Here is a 16,014-nt window from a genome sequence, read left to right on the forward strand (position 1 = left end):
TTATTTTATTTTCGGTGGTGGAGGCGGTTCTGGCAATTCGATTCTTTGCAATTTTGTTGTCTTTAGAAATTCAGATTTAGGCACAGATTTTAATATTTTTCCATTAACATCAATTTCAAAATATGCCTTCCCTTTTCTCGCATAGATTTTATCATCTCCAAAACCTGAGCCATAACCAAAATCTGGTTTTAACTCATCATAAATCAGTGGACAAAGGATTTTGTTATTCAAATCTATGATTCCGTATTTTTCATTTTTTCCCACAAAAACCACAAGGCGAGAGATAAAAACGAAATCATAAATCAAAGGAATTTTAACTTTGAAAGTTTTTTCTTCCAACATTCCAGATCTCGAGCCGAGTTTCACGATATGTCTATTTTCAGGACCATATTCTACCCAATCGGAAAATTCATCATAGATAATCGGGGAAAGAATTTTGTTATTAAAATCAATGACGCCGAGCTTTTTATTTTTTTTAACTAAAAATTTGGAATGGTCGTAGAAAAGCGGACGAATAGATTCATAACCGCTGATGATTGTTTTATTATTAATATCAACAATCTTTGAAGCTTTGTCATTATCCACAATAAAATAGTTTGGAGATTCTCTCGGTTTTTCATCAAATCTGTCAAAAACTTCATAAATAAACTGTTTCTCAAAAGGAATTAAAATTTTGTTTTTGGAATCAATAAGTCCAACTTCATTATTTTTTGCGGCAACAGCATAATTTTCTACTTCAAAGCGGAGTTCTTCATCATATATAAAAGGAATTTTTACGTTTCCATTTCTATCGACAACGCCATATTTCCCTTCCAAATTTTTAAAAGAAATGGTAGGATGATTGGTTCGGAAATGATTATAAATCGGCTCCAGAGATTCTCCAATTTTCTTAAGATCTTTATTAAATATGGAATAGATTTTCCCTTTCCGCGCGTTGAAATATTCAGAAAAATTGCCGTGGTTGCTGTCATAAGGTTCGATAAAATCATATTGTAATGGCACTTTCAAATCTCCACTTGCCTTTATCATTCCATATTTTCCGTTTCTTTTGACTATTGCATTCTGATAAGTGTCAAAAACAGTCGCAGAATCGAATTTATGATTGGGGAAAGCAGGTTCTATTTTTTCATTAAGGAACTCATAATTCTTTCCTTTTTTTACTAAAGCTGCACCATTTTTAAAATAAGTTGATTGGCTTCTGTCAAAAATATCTTTAGAAAAATCATAATGGTCAGTTCTGAAAACCTCGTCAAAAACAAAATCTGACAGCTGTTTTCCTTGGTTATTAAAGAAAGCCCATTTATTTTTTTGTTTGACAATTACGATATCATCCAATTGTTCAGAGCGAGCATCATCGTAGATAATTGGGATGATTTCTTTTCCACTTTTATTGATAAATCCTGATCTCCCGTTTTTTTCAACAGAACTAAGATTATTTTGAGTGAAATATTCAACCTGATTGTAAATAATTGGAATAACAACTGTTCCCGATTCATCAATAAAACCAAATTTGTTATCTTTTTTGACTGCCATCAGTCCGAAAGTATAAATTCTCCTATTCTCCTTACTGAACTCAAATTGAAATGGAACAACTATTTTATCTTCAGTGTTAATAAATCCATATTTACTACCTTTAAGAGCATAAGAGATTTTTGTTTTTCTAAAAGGAGAAAGGTCATCGTAATCAACAGGAATTTTTACTTCATTTTCTTTATCAATAAATCCCCATTTCTGAGTTGCTTTTGATTGAATTAAATACCAAGTAGTTACAGAATCATATCTTTTATATCCGATATCATTAATATCAAAATTCTGAGAATGGCCGGAACAAGAAAATAGAATGATAACGAGAAAAAGCAATCCGTTTTTCATACTTACGTTTTAAACCGTCAACTCCACCACATAACCCTCGTGCCCACGGACATTGATGAAATCATCGCCTTCAAAAGCAAGATATTGCCCTTTGATCCCCTTCAAAATACCACTGAATTCCGGTTTTTTGTCCAAGGTGAAAACATTGATCTTTTCGGGTTTTTCGTAAGGAAAATCGAGTTTGATGATATGGTCATCGCTCACTGCAAACCTCTTGAAATCGTTGGGAAAATAGTCCGCAATTTTATTTCGGAAATCCACGAGATCCAGCGCATCTTCATAGTCATCCAAAAGCATTTTTTTGGGATTGGTCTTGTCTGCAACGTGTTTTTTGAGTTCCAACTCTATCATTCCGGCTTCGTATCGGTTTTCTGTAATCGCAATTGGTAAAGCAAAAGTTGCACCCTGATCTATCCATCTGGTTGGGATCTGGGTTTCTCTGGTCACACCCACTTTTACATCGCCTGTGTAAGCCAAATACACGATATGTGGAACAAGTTGGATGGCTTTCTCCACCTCCAGATCTCTTTCTGCAACGCCAAGATGCGCGGTGGACAGCTCTGGACGGATGATCGTGTCGCTGGCATAAGGACTTTCGAAGAAGCATTTTTTGCAGAAGCCCATCCGGTAGATCTTCTCATCATTTCCACAGTTCACACATTCGTAGCCGATATGTTTGATGTGAAGTTCTTTCCCTAATAGTTGATTCATATTGATGAGATCACCATTGAGGTTGAGGTAATACTGGATGGGTTGTCCATTCTGAGAGATCATTTTCAGGATTTGTCCGGAGAATTGCATTTTGATTTGGATTTGAAATTTGGATTAAAAGTAGGGATTATTAATTAATTTTAAATGAAATTATATTTGTTGATTTAATTTTAAATCATATATTTATCACCCATTAAAAACAGTTTTTTATGAAAAAAATTTACGCATTACTTACATTATTAGTAACAAATTTAGTTTATTGTCAGACGACGATCTATTCAGAAAATTTTGGCACACCTGCTGCTACAACACTTTTAACAGCTTACACTGGTTATCAAAACAGTTCTCCCATCATTTATTCCGGAACGGCAGATGTAAGAACATCCACACCGTCTGACTATGCTGGTGCAAGCGCAGCCGGATGTGTGTTTTTGGGAGCCTTCACCACAGCTTCGGGTACACCTGCGAAAACACTGGTCATTAGTGGAATCAACACCACGGATTTTACAAATCTGGCTCTTTCTTTTGGTCATCAAAAAGGAACCAACGCGGGAAGCAATGAGTTAAAAGTGGAAGTAAGTGCAGACGGTACCAACTGGACTACATTATCTTACACAAGACCAACTGGCAGCGGAACATCCAACTGGCTAATGATCAATGCTGCTGGAGCAATACCTGCCACTTTCAATCTTAGAATAAAATTTACAAACCCTTTAGATTCTAATGTAGGCTTCAGAATAGATGATGTTAAATTGACAGGAACATCAACTTTGGCTGTAAACAATATCAGAAAAGATCATTTTAAAATCTATCCAACTGTAGTAACCAACGGCGTCATCTGTATTAGTTCTGACAGTAACAAAAGTAAAAAGATAACGGTTTACGATTCTTCCGCAAGATTGGTCATCAGCAGAAGTACCGAAAAAGAACTTAACGTTTCACAACTGTCCAAAGGAACTTACATCATCAATGTAGAAGAAAATGGAATTGTAGAATCCAAGAAATTTATCATTAAGTAATATTAACCATTAATACTAAAAGAATCTCACAATTAAGGGATTCTTTTTTTTGTTTAATTCTTATCTTCGCAACACAATTGATGTTATGATTTATCTTGTTACAGGCGGCAGCGGATTTATAGGTTCTCATCTCGTAGAACAACTTTTGAAAAATGGACATTCTGTCATTAATATTGACAATTTCGACGATTTTTATGATTACAAATTAAAAATCCAAAACACTTTAGAATCTTCAGGTTCAAAGCCTGAATTTACTTTCACTGATAAAGAAAGCGATATTCTAAAACTTTCAACTGAAACAAAATCAGATTATTATCAGCTTTTTCGCCAAGACATTCGGGATAAGAAAGGTTTGGAACATATTTTTAAAACCCACCACATAGATCTTGTGATTCATCTCGCAGCTCTGGCAGGCGTTCGCCCGTCTATTGAAAGGCCTTTGGAGTATGAAGAAGTCAATATCCGCGGCACTCAAAACCTTTGGGAGTTGTGTAAAGAATTCGGAATCAAAAAATTTGTTTGTGCTTCATCATCAAGCGTTTATGGAAATAATGAAAAAATCCCCTTTTCAGAAACAGATAATGTGGACCAGCCAATCTCGCCTTATGCGGCGACCAAAAAATGCGGCGAAATCATCGGTCATGTTTACCACAGTCTTCACCATATCGATATGATCCAACTGAGGTTTTTCACCGTTTATGGTCCGAGACAGAGACCTGACCTGGCCATTCACAAATTCACAAAACTGATTTCAGAAAACAAGGAAATCCCTTTCTACGGCGATGGTTCTACAGCTAGAGATTACACTTTCATCGATGATATCATTGATGGAATCTTAAAATCGATCAAACATCTTGAGACCAACGAGAACGTTTACGAGATCATCAATCTTGGAGAAAGCGAAGTGGTCACACTGAATGAAATGCTATCAATCCTGGAAACAGCGATTGGCAAGAAAGCGATCAGGAACAAACTACCAATGCAACCAGGAGATGTACAAAAAACAAATGCTGACATCACCAAAGCAAAGACTTTGATAGGCTACTCGCCAAACACAAACTTCCAAAATGGCATAAAAAAATTTGTGGAATGGTTTTTGGGAAATCCGCAGTAATACGCTAGAATGACAACGAGATTTAAATATTAAATAAAATAATTTTTAAATATTGTTGAAAACCAGCAGAAAAGTATATAAAGTATCACCTAATTTTTTACTTTTGCAAAAAATTTAAATTATGTATTGGACATTAGAATTAGCATCTTACCTAAGTGATGCACCTTGGCCGATGACCAAGGCAGAATTAATTGATTACGCCATCAGAACCGGAGCACCTATGGAAGTTGTAGAAAACCTGCAAGCCATCGAGGACGAAGGAGAAATTTATGATGCGATAGACGAAATCTGGAGCGACTATCCTACAGACGAGGATTACCTCTGGAACGAAGACGAATACTAACGTGCTTTTGGCTTTTGGCTTTTTGCCTTTTGCCAATCGTTCTTTTAAATAAAATAACGCAGTTAGCCAAAAGCTAAGTGCAAACCGCAAATAGCAAATTATGAGTTTTTTAAATACCGTTCTTAAAAGTTTTTTGGGAGACAAAAATGCAAAAGATCTTAAAGAAGTAAAAAAAGTTGTCGCAAAAATTAAAACAGTAGAATCTGGGATCCAATCATTATCCGATGATGGACTGAGAGATAAAACCGCAGAATTTAAAGATAAGATAAAATCTGCCACTGCTAATTTTACCACCCAAATAGAACAGATTAAAGAGCAAATAAAAGACTCAACCAATGTGGACGAGAAAGAAGCGCTTTTTACCAAAATCGAAACGCTGAAAAAAGAGTCTTACGAGGTAGAAGAAAAAGTCCTTGCTGAAGTTCTTCCGGAGGCTTTTGCTTTGGTAAAGGAAACATCCAGACGTCTTGCCCAAAACGGAGAAATCCGTGTGAGAGCTACAAACCGCGATCGCGAATTGGCTGCTACGAAAGATTTTGTAGTTCTGGAAGGCGACACTGCCGTTTGGAAAAACAAATGGGATGCTGCCGGAACGCCCGTTGTTTGGGATATGGTGCATTATGATACGCAGTTTATCGGGGGTGTTGTACTTCACCAGGGGAAAATCGCAGAGATGGCAACCGGCGAAGGTAAAACGCTTGTGGGAACCTTGCCCATTTATCTTAATGCGCTTCCTGGCCGTGGCGTTCACGTGGTAACTGTGAATGACTATTTGGCGAAGCGTGACTCCGCCTGGATGGGACCATTGTACGAATTCCACGGAATGACGATTGACTGTATCGACCTTCACCAGCCGAACTCAGACGCACGTAGAAAAGCATACCAATCCAGCATTACGTACGGAACTAATAACGAATTCGGTTTCGACTACCTGAGAGATAATATGGTCACTTCTCCAACTGAATTAGTTCAGGGAGAATTGAACTTTGCCATTGTGGATGAGGTGGATTCTGTTTTGGTAGATGATGCCAGAACACCATTGATCATTTCTGGTCCGGTGCCACAAGGAGACAGACAGGAATTCGATGTTTTGAAACCATCAATTGACAGAATTGTTGAAGTGCAGAAAAAAGCGGTTTCAGTTCTTTTCAATGAAGCTAAAAAATTAATCGCTGCCGGAAAAACCAAAGAAGGCGGTTTCAAATTACTACAAGCTTACAGAGGCCTTCCGAAAAACAGACAATTGATCAAATTCTTGTCAGAAAGCGGAAATCGTGCGTTGCTACAAAAAGTAGAAGGCCAGTACATGGCAGACAACAACCGTGATATGCCGATTGTGGACAAAGATCTTTATTTCGTCATCGATGAAAAAAATAATCAAATCGATCTGACAGATAAAGGTGTAGAATATATGTCTGCCGGTAACGAGGATCAGCAATTCTTTGTTTTGACTGATATTGGAAGCGAAATTGCTGATATAGAAAAGAAAAACCTATCTAAAGAAGAAGAGTTTGCTGCGAAAGAAGAATTGTACAGAGATTTTTCTATTAAATCTGAGCGTATTCACACATTAAATCAATTGCTTAAAGCTTATACATTATTCGAAAAAGATGATGAATATGTGGTAATTGACGGCGAGGTGAAAATCGTAGATGAGCAAACAGGCCGTATCATGGAAGGAAGACGTTATTCTGACGGACTTCACCAAGCGATAGAAGCTAAAGAAAATGTAAAGATCGAGGCAGCAACTCAAACCTTTGCAACGGTTACTTTGCAGAACTACTTCCGTATGTACAACAAGCTGGCTGGGATGACCGGAACTGCGGAAACAGAAGCTGGAGAATTCTGGCAGATTTACAAATTGGATGTGGTTGTAATCCCTACCAACAGAGTGATCCAAAGAGATGACAGACAAGATTTGGTTTTCAAAACCAATCGTGAAAAATACAATGCAGTAATCGAGGAAATCGAAAAACTGGTACAAGCCGGAAGACCTATTCTGGTGGGTACTACTTCCGTAGAAATTTCTCAATTGTTGTCAAAAGCATTAAGCTTAAGAAAAATCCCTCACAACGTACTGAATGCGAAACTTCACAAGAAGGAAGCAGAAATCGTAGCAGAAGCCGGTGGCGCAGGTGTTGTAACCATTGCAACCAATATGGCAGGTAGAGGAACGGATATCAAACTGAAAGGCGATGTAAAAGCCAACGGTGGTCTTGCGATCATCGGAACAGAAAGACACGATTCCCGCCGTGTGGACAGACAGTTGAGAGGTAGAGCAGGCCGTCAGGGAGATCCGGGAAGTTCTCAGTTTTATGTTTCTTTGGAAGATAACCTGATGCGTCTTTTCGGATCTGAAAGGATTGCGAAAATGATGGACAGAATGGGACATAAAGATGGTGAAGTCATTCAGCATTCTATGATCTCAAAATCGATCGAAAGAGCTCAGAAAAAAGTAGAGGAAAACAATTTCGGTGTCAGAAAAAGATTGTTGGAGTATGATGATGTGATGAACAAGCAACGTGACGTGATTTACAAACGTAGAAAGAACGCACTGTTCGGCGATCACTTGAAGTACGACATCGTGAATATGATCTACGATACGGCTGCAGCGATTGTTTCTCAGTCCAAAGCCACTGGAAATTACAAAGATTTCGAATTCGATATCATTAAATATTTCACCATGGAGTCTCCTGTAACCGAATCTGAATTTGCCAGCACTCAGATTCCTGCGTTGACGGATATTGTTTTCAAAGCAGCAAAAGAAGACTACGATCTCAGACTGAACCTACTGAAAGAGAAAGCCTACCCTATTATTGAGAATGTATTCCTCAACCAAGGTTCTATGTTCAAAATGATCCAGGTTCCTTTCACAGATGGTATCAAAACCATGACCATCGTAACAGATCTTAAAGAAGCTTATGAATCTAAATGTGATAGCCTGATCACAGATTTTGAAAAAAATATTTCTCTGTCTATCATTGATGAAAACTGGAAAACACACTTGAGAGAAATGGATGACCTTCGTCGTTCTTCCCAAGGTGCAGTTTATGAGCAAAAAGATCCCTTGGTAATCTATAAACAAGAATCGTTCTTCCTTTTCAGCGAAATGGTAGAAAAAGTGAACAAAGAAATCGTTTCATTCTTATACAAAGGAGAGATCCCTGCATAAGAAAATTACATACACAAAGCAAAACCCGTTGGTCTTCAACGGGTTTTTTGTTTATATTAATTCTAAATAGCGTGATAAAAATCATCAAGTTTGTTAATTTAGAATAAATAAAAATAATACCTTTGCTAAAATTAATTCTAGCAATGAAGAAAGTTATTGTATGTGCAGTGGTCCTAGTGTCCACTTTTGCTTATTCTCAGGAGAATGACACGATTACGTCAAGTGATATTGATGAGATAGTACTCCAGGGAAAATACTATCAAAAATATAAATTAAACGAAGTTTCTGGCTCTTTGCGTTTGCAAACACCTATCCTAGAACTTCCACAAAACGTACAATCTATCAGTGCACGGGTTTTAGCAGATCAGATCACCTTAAATATGTCCGAGGGCATTGTCAGAAACGTAAGCGGTGCTAGAAAAGTAGAACATTGGGACAATGTCTATTCCAACGTATTTATGAGAGGCGCCAGCATTGCAACTTATATGAACGGAATGAACGTCACCTCAACTTGGGGACCGATCAATCCGGATGTTTCTATCATAGACAGAATCGAGTTTGTAAAAGGGCCTGCGGGATTTATGGGCTCTATGGGAGATCCTGCTGGTTTTTACAATATCGTTACGAAAAAACCAACCGGGAAATTCCAGAATTCTGTCAGATTCACAACAGGAAGTTATGATCTTTTCAGGGGTGAAGCCGACTTGGATGGTGTTATTGTCAAAGATGGTGTTCTGGATTACCGATTGAATCTTATGGGAAGTACGAATGGATCTTGGGTGGAAAATGATAAGACTAAAAAAATTATTGTTGCTCCGTCTCTCACTTTCAGACCTACCAAAACAACAACTTTCACAGCACAGTACAACTACCAGTATTTAAAATTCTCACAGCCCGGCGCTTACCTAATGTCCAATGATGGCTATGCAACACTAGGTGTCCACACCAACTATAACGACAAGAACTTCAAAGAAACTGAAGTAAAGGATCAAAGTTTATTTCTTAGTTTAGATCAGAAACTATTTGGTGATTGGACGTGGAGCACGCAATACGCTTTTATGGATTTGAACTATGATGGTGGCTCTTGGTGGGGATCATTCGATACCGCAAATAGCAATGTATTCAACAGAACATTGAGCAACTGGCAAGCTATCGGGAAAAATCATATTTTCCAGACTTACCTGAGAGGTAGTGTGAAAACAGGAAATATCGTCCACAAAATCATTGCTGGTTTTGATTATGGAGACAGAAAATACAATGCCGATTTCTCCAGCTACGGAGCAGGCGTTTATCCGATCGACATTCACAATCCGCTGTATGGTGTAGATCCTTCAACGCTGCCGTCGGATGACTTTTATACCTTAAATACTGCAGCTCCTTACTATAATGACCAAGGTGTAAAATATACCTCTTACTATGCACAGGATCAAATCGAACTTTTCGACAACAAACTTCGCCTTACCTTAGCGGGCAGATATACAAACGGTAAAACATATGCAGGCTATCCCAATTTAGGTACAGTTACACCGGATACCGCAGGTGAGTTTACCCCTAGAGTTGGCGCAAGCTTTTCTGTCAACGATGACTTTTCTGTCTATGGTGTCTTTGATAAAACATTTGCACCACAGTCAGCCATACAATATTCAGAATCCAGTATGGCAGGACAGCCGCTTACAACGCCTTTTAAAGGTCAAAATCTGGAAGTTGGTATGAAAAAAGACTGGTTTGGCGGTCAATGGAATTCTACATTTGCCGTTTACGAAATCAGAAGACAAAATATATTCACATCAGATACCGCACATCCTAACTTAGGCTTCTCATTAGCGACCGGAGAGCAAAGAGCCAGAGGATTCGAAGCTGATATCAAAGGTGAAATTGTCAATGGTCTTAATGTGATCATCAATTACGCTTATACAGATGCTAAAACTATCAAAGATAATGACGCCACAAGAATAGGACAGCAATCTCCCGGCAATGCTAAAAACGTACAAAACACTTGGTTAAGCTACAGATTTGGAACTGGATTACTGAACGGATTCGGTATATCCGCAGGTTATCAATACCAAGGTGGGCGACAATCTTGGTTTGGAACCAGCGCAAAGTATGATCAAAGATTAGAAGATTATTTCGATACCAACTTTGGGATTTCTTATGTGGCAAAACAATTCGACATTAATTTGATTTTAAATAATGTGCTCAACAGAAAATTATACAGTGGTTATAGATCTGACGATGGCTCATATGCCTGGATCTACAACGCTCCAAGAAACTGGAGAATGTCAATCGCATACAAGTTTTAATTGAGATCAAAAAAAACTTTTTTTTAATTTTCAGAAACTCCAATTGAGCACATGAGGAAAAAACACCATCATAAAAAGAAACCGGGTTCCTTCAAAATCTGGACAGCCAAACTACATCTGTGGTTTGGCTTGTCCATTGGTACATTGATCTTTATCATTGCTATCACCGGCGCATTATTCGTATTCAAGGACGAGGTAGAAAACTTTTCCCGAAAAGAATACATCTACCACAATGAGCAGAATATTGACCAAAAGCAAATCTTGCCCATCCGCCAGATGGAAAAACTGGTAAATCACCAGACCAAGGAGAAATACCCGATCCATTGGGTAAACGTCCCCATTGACAAAACAATGTCCTACCAGTTCTATTGGTACGAGCATCAGCCAGACCAGTGGAATTATTTTGATGAGTTTCCCATCTATAAAGTAGCGTATGTCAACCCTTACACCGGGAAAGTTTTACAGACCTATGATGAGAAAAACGGATTTTTTGCCATCGTAAAATCCATCCACTGGAGTTTCCTTTTGAAGCAGGATTGGGGCACTTATGTTGTCGGGATTCCGGTCGTGATTTTCCTGATAATGCTTATCTCAGGAATTATCCTCTGGTGGCCAAAAAACAAAGCGGCCCGAAAACAGCGTTTCGCTTTCCAGTGGAAAAACACCACCAGATGGAAAAGGAAAAACTATGACCTTCATAATGTCCTGGGATTCTACTCCTCTATTTTCGCTTTGATTCTTACAATTACCGGATTATTTTATGCATTCTTTGTAGTGCAGGCGATGATCTACTATGCATTTTCAGGAGGTGAAACGGCTTATCCGGACTTTTCTAAGATCACCACCAAAGCACCAATCGAGATGAGGACACACCGTACTTTGGATAAGATCTCAGACAAAGTGAAAGAACTTTATCCTACAGCTTTTGGTTTCAGTCTGGATCTTGGTCATCCGCATTTGGATGATCACGAACATCCGAATTTCGAGGTTTATGTCAAGCATCTTTCCTATTCTTATCACAAAAGCAGCAGCCTGATCTTTGATGAGAATTCTGGCGAACTGCTTCACACGCATGATCCAGAAGACAAGAACTTTGGTGAAAAAACAGTCGCCGCCAATTATGACATTCACGTGGGCGCCATCCTAGGCTTGCCTACCAAGATCATCGCCTTCATCGTCAGCCTTATCATTGCATCGATGCCGATTACCGGTTTTATGATCTGGTGGGGACGTAGAAAGAAAATTCAGATCAAATAATTGATGTTAAACCAGAATTTACCATTCGGGTTTTTTCTTAATTTGAACACATCCTATCAGCGTCTGTTTAAAAATAATTAAAAAGTAAAATTTTCAAGACATATTTTCTTTTCCCCAACGCCAAAGGGCGGAAAAATGCTTAGGAAATTTCGTGAAAACGACGTGCTTTACGGTTGGGGAAATCATTTCGATGACATTTAAACATTCACTTCGTCTGATTAGAGTAATTTTCAGTACAAGTTGCTTATTTTTCATCCCCCTCAAATTAAATTTAAATTAATATTTACCGAATATTAAAAACCTTTTTTCTAAATTTAGGGACTTAAAAATTTTGATCGATGTCATTAATTGATTTATCACGACAAATCGCCATAGGTATAGATATTGGCGGCACCAATACCAAATTTGGTTTGGTCAACCACCGCGGGGAAATCCTCGCAAAAGGAAGCATAAAAACCGAAGACTACAAACAGGTAGAAGATTTTATAGAAGCTTTATCTGTGAACATCAAACCTCTGATTGATCAAGTTTCCAAAAATACCACTCTTGACGGAATTGGCGTTGGCGCACCCAATGCAAATTACTACACAGGCACGATAGAGTTAGCGCCCAATCTTCCTTGGAAGGGTGTTGTCCCTTTTGCAGAATTGATGACAAAGAAATTTGGCGTTCCTTGCAAAATGACCAACGATGCTAATGCAGCAGCACTTGGAGAAATGATGTTTGGCGCAGCAAGAGGGATGAAGGACTTTATCATGATCACACTTGGGACGGGCGTTGGAAGCGGCATCGTTGCCAGCGGAAGCTTGATCTACGGTCACGACGGATTTGCCGGAGAACTGGGACACACAGTTGTAAAACCAGGCGGAAGAAAACATTGGAGCACCGGTTCCGAAGGGAGTCTTGAGGCGTACGCATCTGCTACAGGAATTGCCATTACGGCAAAGAAATTCCGTGCAGAATTTCCCGATTCTATGCTGAACCAATATCCTGAAGAGACGATCAATTCTAAAACGGTTCACGAATGTGCCAAAAAAGGCGACCCAACAGCGATAGAAGTTTTCAGATATACAGGACAGAAATTAGGAGAAGCTTTGGCCAACTTCGTTATGTTCTCTTCACCTGAAGCCATTTTGTTGTTTGGTGGTGTGATAAAAGCCGGTGATTTTCTTCTGAAGCCGACAAAACTTCATATGGAAAGAAATCTGTTACCGATTTTCCGTTCAAAAGTGAAATTGGTTTTCAGTGAACTAGACGAAGCGGATGCTGCTATTCTTGGCGCAAGTGCTTTGGTCTGGGAAAATAAATAATTGTTATAGAGAAATCCTTTGATGTTGCTTTTTAATAGGAATAATATTTGCTGTTAAAAATGAGAAAAATCAAAGGATTTTTCTTGCTCAAAAATGAAACGCTATTTATTAATCATTCTTAGTCTTTTTCTGGTCAATTGCAACGGGCAGGAAAAGAAATCAAAACCGTTAACAAATCAAAAAATGGATAAAAACAATTTGGAATATGCCACTTTGGCAGGCGGATGTTTTTGGTGTGTGGAGAGTTGTTTCCATATGCTGAAGGGTGTAGAATCTGTAACATCAGGTTATTCTGGCGGGCAGAAGGACAACCCTACTTATGAAGAGGTATCTGCCGGAACTACGGGACACGCAGAAGTTATAGAAGTGGTTTACGATCCGAAGATCATTTCTTATAAGCAATTGCTGGAAGTGTTCTGGTTCTTACACAATCCTACCACTCTAAACAGACAAGGGAATGATATCGGAACACAGTACAGATCTGCTATTTTCTACCATTCCGACCAGCAAAAACAAGAAGCTGAAGAATCTATGAAAGCGTCTGAAGCCAAAGGCGAATGGAATGGAAAATACGTCACAGAGATCGTTCCTTTTAAAAAATTCTGGTCCGCAGAAGCTTATCACCAAGGTTATTATAACGCCAATCCAAATCAGCCTTACTGCAGCGCTGTAGTTGGACCAAAGATTCAAAAATTCAAAAAACATTTTGGAGAATTGGGTTGGTTACAAGAAAAAGTGGAGCAATAAGCTCCACTTTTTTATTTGTGATCTATTAAGACTATCTATTTCCAACCTTGATTGCGCTTATCATCAGTTCTTTTTCTTCCATTGTCGATATGATAGGCAAGACCAATTCCAAGCGTCTGTTTCAACTGTGTTTTCTTGATCTGGTTGTGGTCATACAAAAGATCCAAAGTGACATTTGTAGAGATAAATCGATTAACCTTTAGATTAAGAATCCCGCCGTAAGACAACACCAATCTCTCCGGATGATCCAGATAGTTTGAGAAAACCGAAGCATTGTTCTGCAACGTAATATTTTCCATCAGCTTCACCTTGTATTGTGCCGTTCCCAAGAATCCAAACTGGAAAAGCATAGAATCGCCATCGTTTTTAAGTCCATAATTCCCCGCCCATTGCAGATCTTGATCCATTACGAAAGTAAATCTCGCATTTGCCGGTCGCAAAGTCATTGTGAAATTATCATTTGGTTTGTACGTAAAACCGGCTCCAACACTGAGATAACCTGGCGACATAAAATTGGAGATTTTTTCAGCCTCCGGATTGTTGCCATCGCTATAACCGGGAGCAAACTGAGAAATCAATCCTGCACCTGCAGATGCATACCAATTCCCTGATATTTTTCGCCCATAATTGGTAGAAAGATTGATCACATCCTGCGTCTTTCTGTTCCCAACGCCTTGTGTGTTGTTCATCCCATAACCCAGGATGATGATGTTTTCCCACAAGTCTCTGTCTTTCTCATACGTGAGATTATAGTTCACACCAGCTTGCCAGCCGACATTATTTGCACCTCCCGCCACCCAGTTGGAAAAAGCAGATTGGTTGACCATCAGGGTGTTTTGGCCCACCACAGACCATGATTTTACGGTATCCTGAACAGGTTGATCCTGAGCATAAGCATTGAAAGCTAACAAAATGCTTCCAACAAAAAGAATTTTTCTCATCATTGTGTGTTATATTTAATTAAGGTTTTAATTGACAAAAGGCTTGATAACACCTGTCGTAGTATCTCTATCGACTTTATAGCCAAGATTATAAGTAATCCCGAATCCAAGGGTCTGTTTTCTTTGCAATTTCTGGATCTGATCGTGATCGTACATCATATCAATAGTCACAACGCCGGAGATGTATTTATTGAATTTTAGATTCAATGAGCCGCTGTAATTGATATCAACCCTTTCTGTATGCTCCAGATAGTTGCTGAAGAAGTTGATTTGATTGACATAGGTGATGTCCTTGTATATTTTAATCTTGTAAAGAATATTGACCATAGCTCCCAGCTCCGCTCTCATACTTTGCCCATCTCTTTCCAAACCGTAGGTGCCTTTGGTCTGGAGTTTCTCATCCAGAACGAAGGTAAATTTGCCATTCAACGGTCGGACGATAATCTGGAAATTATCATTGGGATTATAGGAAAAACCAAGACCCACGTTGAGATAACCTGGCGCCAAGAATTTGGAAATCCTGTCATCAAAACCGGGATCCGGCGTCGTAGAATAATTGAAACCTGGCGTAAACTGTGACAGGAACTGGAAACCTGTTGACAAATAATAATGTTGCGCCAACTCATAACCATAATTGGTCATAATATTGATGTAATCATCTGTCTTTCTGGTAGATTGCCCCGTAGAAGAGACAAAACCGTAACCCAACTGAATGTTGTTATCCAAATAATGGCGGTTCTTTTTGTAAACAATATTGTAATTGACTTTTCCGATAACTCCAATGTTGTTATTCCCACCAGCATACCAATTGGCAAATGAAGACTGATTGAAAATCAAACTGTTCTGCCCAAAGAAGAACCAGCGTTTCAGCGTTGGCAAGGTAAGGATGGAAGACGGCGTCAGAGGACCTGTGTCCTCCGTATTTGAAACTATGATGGTATTATGAGAAAGCTGAATAGAGTCTCTTTTTAAAGATCTGATATCCACGATTCTTGGATTTGCCAAACTATCAATATCCAAAGCTGTAGAATCCCATCTTTTTTGCGCAATAGAATCAATCATTTTCTGATAATCAGTAACTTGAGCCTTAGAAAAGAACACCATCACAACCGCAAAAATCACCAATACCTTTTTCATTAATAACAAATTTTTCACAAAAATAAGAAATCTTAAATTTTAAAAATCTGACTTTATAACCAAATTCGCAATTAATGCATCTTTTTTTGCA

12 protein-coding genes are annotated in these 16,014 nt (G+C 38.6%); 8 read left to right on the plus strand and 4 right to left on the minus strand.

Annotation, left to right across the window (positions count from 1 at the left end):
* Both F564_RS0106715 and F564_RS0106720 read right to left on the minus strand, forming a co-directional pair.
* Positions 1-1,872 (minus strand): WG repeat-containing protein, encoded by a 1,872-nt coding sequence (locus F564_RS0106715; RefSeq protein WP_028121945.1) that lies wholly within the window; start codon positions 1,870-1,872, stop codon positions 1-3.
* A gap of 9 nt (positions 1,873-1,881) precedes the next feature.
* Entirely contained in the window at positions 1,882-2,673 is a 792-nt protein-coding gene (locus F564_RS0106720; RefSeq protein WP_028121946.1) for a DUF2797 domain-containing protein, read from the minus strand.
* Positions 2,674-2,792: 119 nt separating this feature from the next.
* Here F564_RS0106720 and F564_RS19875 point away from each other — a divergent pair, with 119 nt between their 5' ends.
* The 8 genes from F564_RS19875 (at position 2,793) to msrA (ending at position 13,845) form a co-directional block, all read left to right on the plus strand.
* Positions 2,793-3,602 (plus strand): T9SS type A sorting domain-containing protein, encoded by an 810-nt coding sequence (locus F564_RS19875; RefSeq protein WP_051259589.1) that lies wholly within the window; start codon positions 2,793-2,795, stop codon positions 3,600-3,602.
* 85 nt (positions 3,603-3,687) lie between these two features.
* Positions 3,688-4,716 carry a GDP-mannose 4,6-dehydratase gene (locus F564_RS0106730; RefSeq protein WP_028121948.1) on the plus strand — a complete coding sequence of 343 codons (1,029 nt, stop codon included), beginning with the start codon at positions 3,688-3,690 and terminating at the stop codon, positions 4,714-4,716.
* 121 nt (positions 4,717-4,837) lie between these two features.
* Positions 4,838-5,059, plus strand: a complete 222-nt coding sequence (locus F564_RS0106735; RefSeq protein ID WP_027382805.1) for a DUF2795 domain-containing protein — start codon at positions 4,838-4,840, stop codon at positions 5,057-5,059.
* A gap of 100 nt (positions 5,060-5,159) precedes the next feature.
* The gene (gene secA / locus F564_RS0106740; protein ID WP_028121949.1) at positions 5,160-8,231 is read left to right on the plus strand and encodes a preprotein translocase subunit SecA; all 3,072 of its coding nucleotides are present in this window, start codon (positions 5,160-5,162) and stop codon (positions 8,229-8,231) included.
* A 143-nt stretch (positions 8,232-8,374) separates the two neighbouring features.
* The gene (locus F564_RS0106745; protein ID WP_028121950.1) at positions 8,375-10,531 is read left to right on the plus strand and encodes a TonB-dependent siderophore receptor; all 2,157 of its coding nucleotides are present in this window, start codon (positions 8,375-8,377) and stop codon (positions 10,529-10,531) included.
* Between the two features lie 51 nt (positions 10,532-10,582).
* The gene (locus tag F564_RS0106750) at positions 10,583-11,788 is read left to right on the plus strand and encodes a PepSY-associated TM helix domain-containing protein (RefSeq protein ID WP_028121951.1); all 1,206 of its coding nucleotides are present in this window, start codon (positions 10,583-10,585) and stop codon (positions 11,786-11,788) included.
* A 338-nt stretch (positions 11,789-12,126) separates the two neighbouring features.
* On the plus strand, positions 12,127-13,098 hold the full coding sequence (locus F564_RS0106760) for an ROK family protein (RefSeq protein ID WP_028121952.1): 972 nt from the start codon (positions 12,127-12,129) through the stop codon (positions 13,096-13,098).
* A 183-nt stretch (positions 13,099-13,281) separates the two neighbouring features.
* Positions 13,282-13,845, plus strand: coding sequence for a peptide-methionine (S)-S-oxide reductase MsrA (msrA, locus tag F564_RS0106765; RefSeq protein ID WP_394330629.1), 564 nt, complete (start codon positions 13,282-13,284; stop codon positions 13,843-13,845).
* A 35-nt stretch (positions 13,846-13,880) separates the two neighbouring features.
* On the opposite strand, the gene F564_RS0106770 is transcribed toward msrA, so the two are convergent.
* Positions 13,881-14,786, minus strand: a complete 906-nt coding sequence (locus F564_RS0106770; RefSeq protein ID WP_028121954.1) for a DUF3078 domain-containing protein — start codon at positions 14,784-14,786, stop codon at positions 13,881-13,883.
* A gap of 27 nt (positions 14,787-14,813) precedes the next feature.
* On the minus strand, positions 14,814-15,923 hold the full coding sequence (locus tag F564_RS0106775) for a DUF3078 domain-containing protein (protein WP_028121955.1): 1,110 nt from the start codon (positions 15,921-15,923) through the stop codon (positions 14,814-14,816).
* Positions 15,924-16,014: the final 91 nt, after the last annotated feature.

Origin of the sequence: Epilithonimonas tenax DSM 16811, assembly GCF_000428485.1 — a bacterium.
GTDB classification, from domain to species: Bacteria; Bacteroidota; Bacteroidia; order Flavobacteriales; family Weeksellaceae; genus Epilithonimonas; species Epilithonimonas tenax.

Excerpts from the sequence above, each read along its gene's own strand:
- F564_RS0106770 (WP_028121954.1), bottom strand. The coding sequence starts at position 14,786 with ATGAGAAAAATTCTTTTTGTTGGAAGCATTTTGTTAGCTTTCAATGCT.
- F564_RS0106720 (WP_028121946.1), bottom strand. The coding sequence starts at position 2,673 with ATGCAATTCTCCGGACAAATCCTGAAAATGATCTCTCAGAATGGACAA.
- F564_RS0106775 (WP_028121955.1), bottom strand. The coding sequence starts at position 15,923 with ATGAAAAAGGTATTGGTGATTTTTGCGGTTGTGATGGTGTTCTTTTCT.
- secA (WP_028121949.1), top strand. The coding sequence starts at position 5,160 with ATGAGTTTTTTAAATACCGTTCTTAAAAGTTTTTTGGGAGACAAAAAT.
- F564_RS0106735 (WP_027382805.1), top strand. The coding sequence starts at position 4,838 with ATGTATTGGACATTAGAATTAGCATCTTACCTAAGTGATGCACCTTGG.
- F564_RS0106745 (WP_028121950.1), top strand. The coding sequence starts at position 8,375 with ATGAAGAAAGTTATTGTATGTGCAGTGGTCCTAGTGTCCACTTTTGCT.
- F564_RS0106750 (WP_028121951.1), top strand. The coding sequence starts at position 10,583 with ATGAGGAAAAAACACCATCATAAAAAGAAACCGGGTTCCTTCAAAATC.
- msrA (WP_394330629.1), top strand. The coding sequence starts at position 13,282 with ATGGATAAAAACAATTTGGAATATGCCACTTTGGCAGGCGGATGTTTT.
- F564_RS19875 (WP_051259589.1), top strand. The coding sequence starts at position 2,793 with ATGAAAAAAATTTACGCATTACTTACATTATTAGTAACAAATTTAGTT.
- F564_RS0106715 (WP_028121945.1), bottom strand. The coding sequence starts at position 1,872 with ATGAAAAACGGATTGCTTTTTCTCGTTATCATTCTATTTTCTTGTTCC.
- F564_RS0106730 (WP_028121948.1), top strand. The coding sequence starts at position 3,688 with ATGATTTATCTTGTTACAGGCGGCAGCGGATTTATAGGTTCTCATCTC.
- F564_RS0106760 (WP_028121952.1), top strand. The coding sequence starts at position 12,127 with ATGTCATTAATTGATTTATCACGACAAATCGCCATAGGTATAGATATT.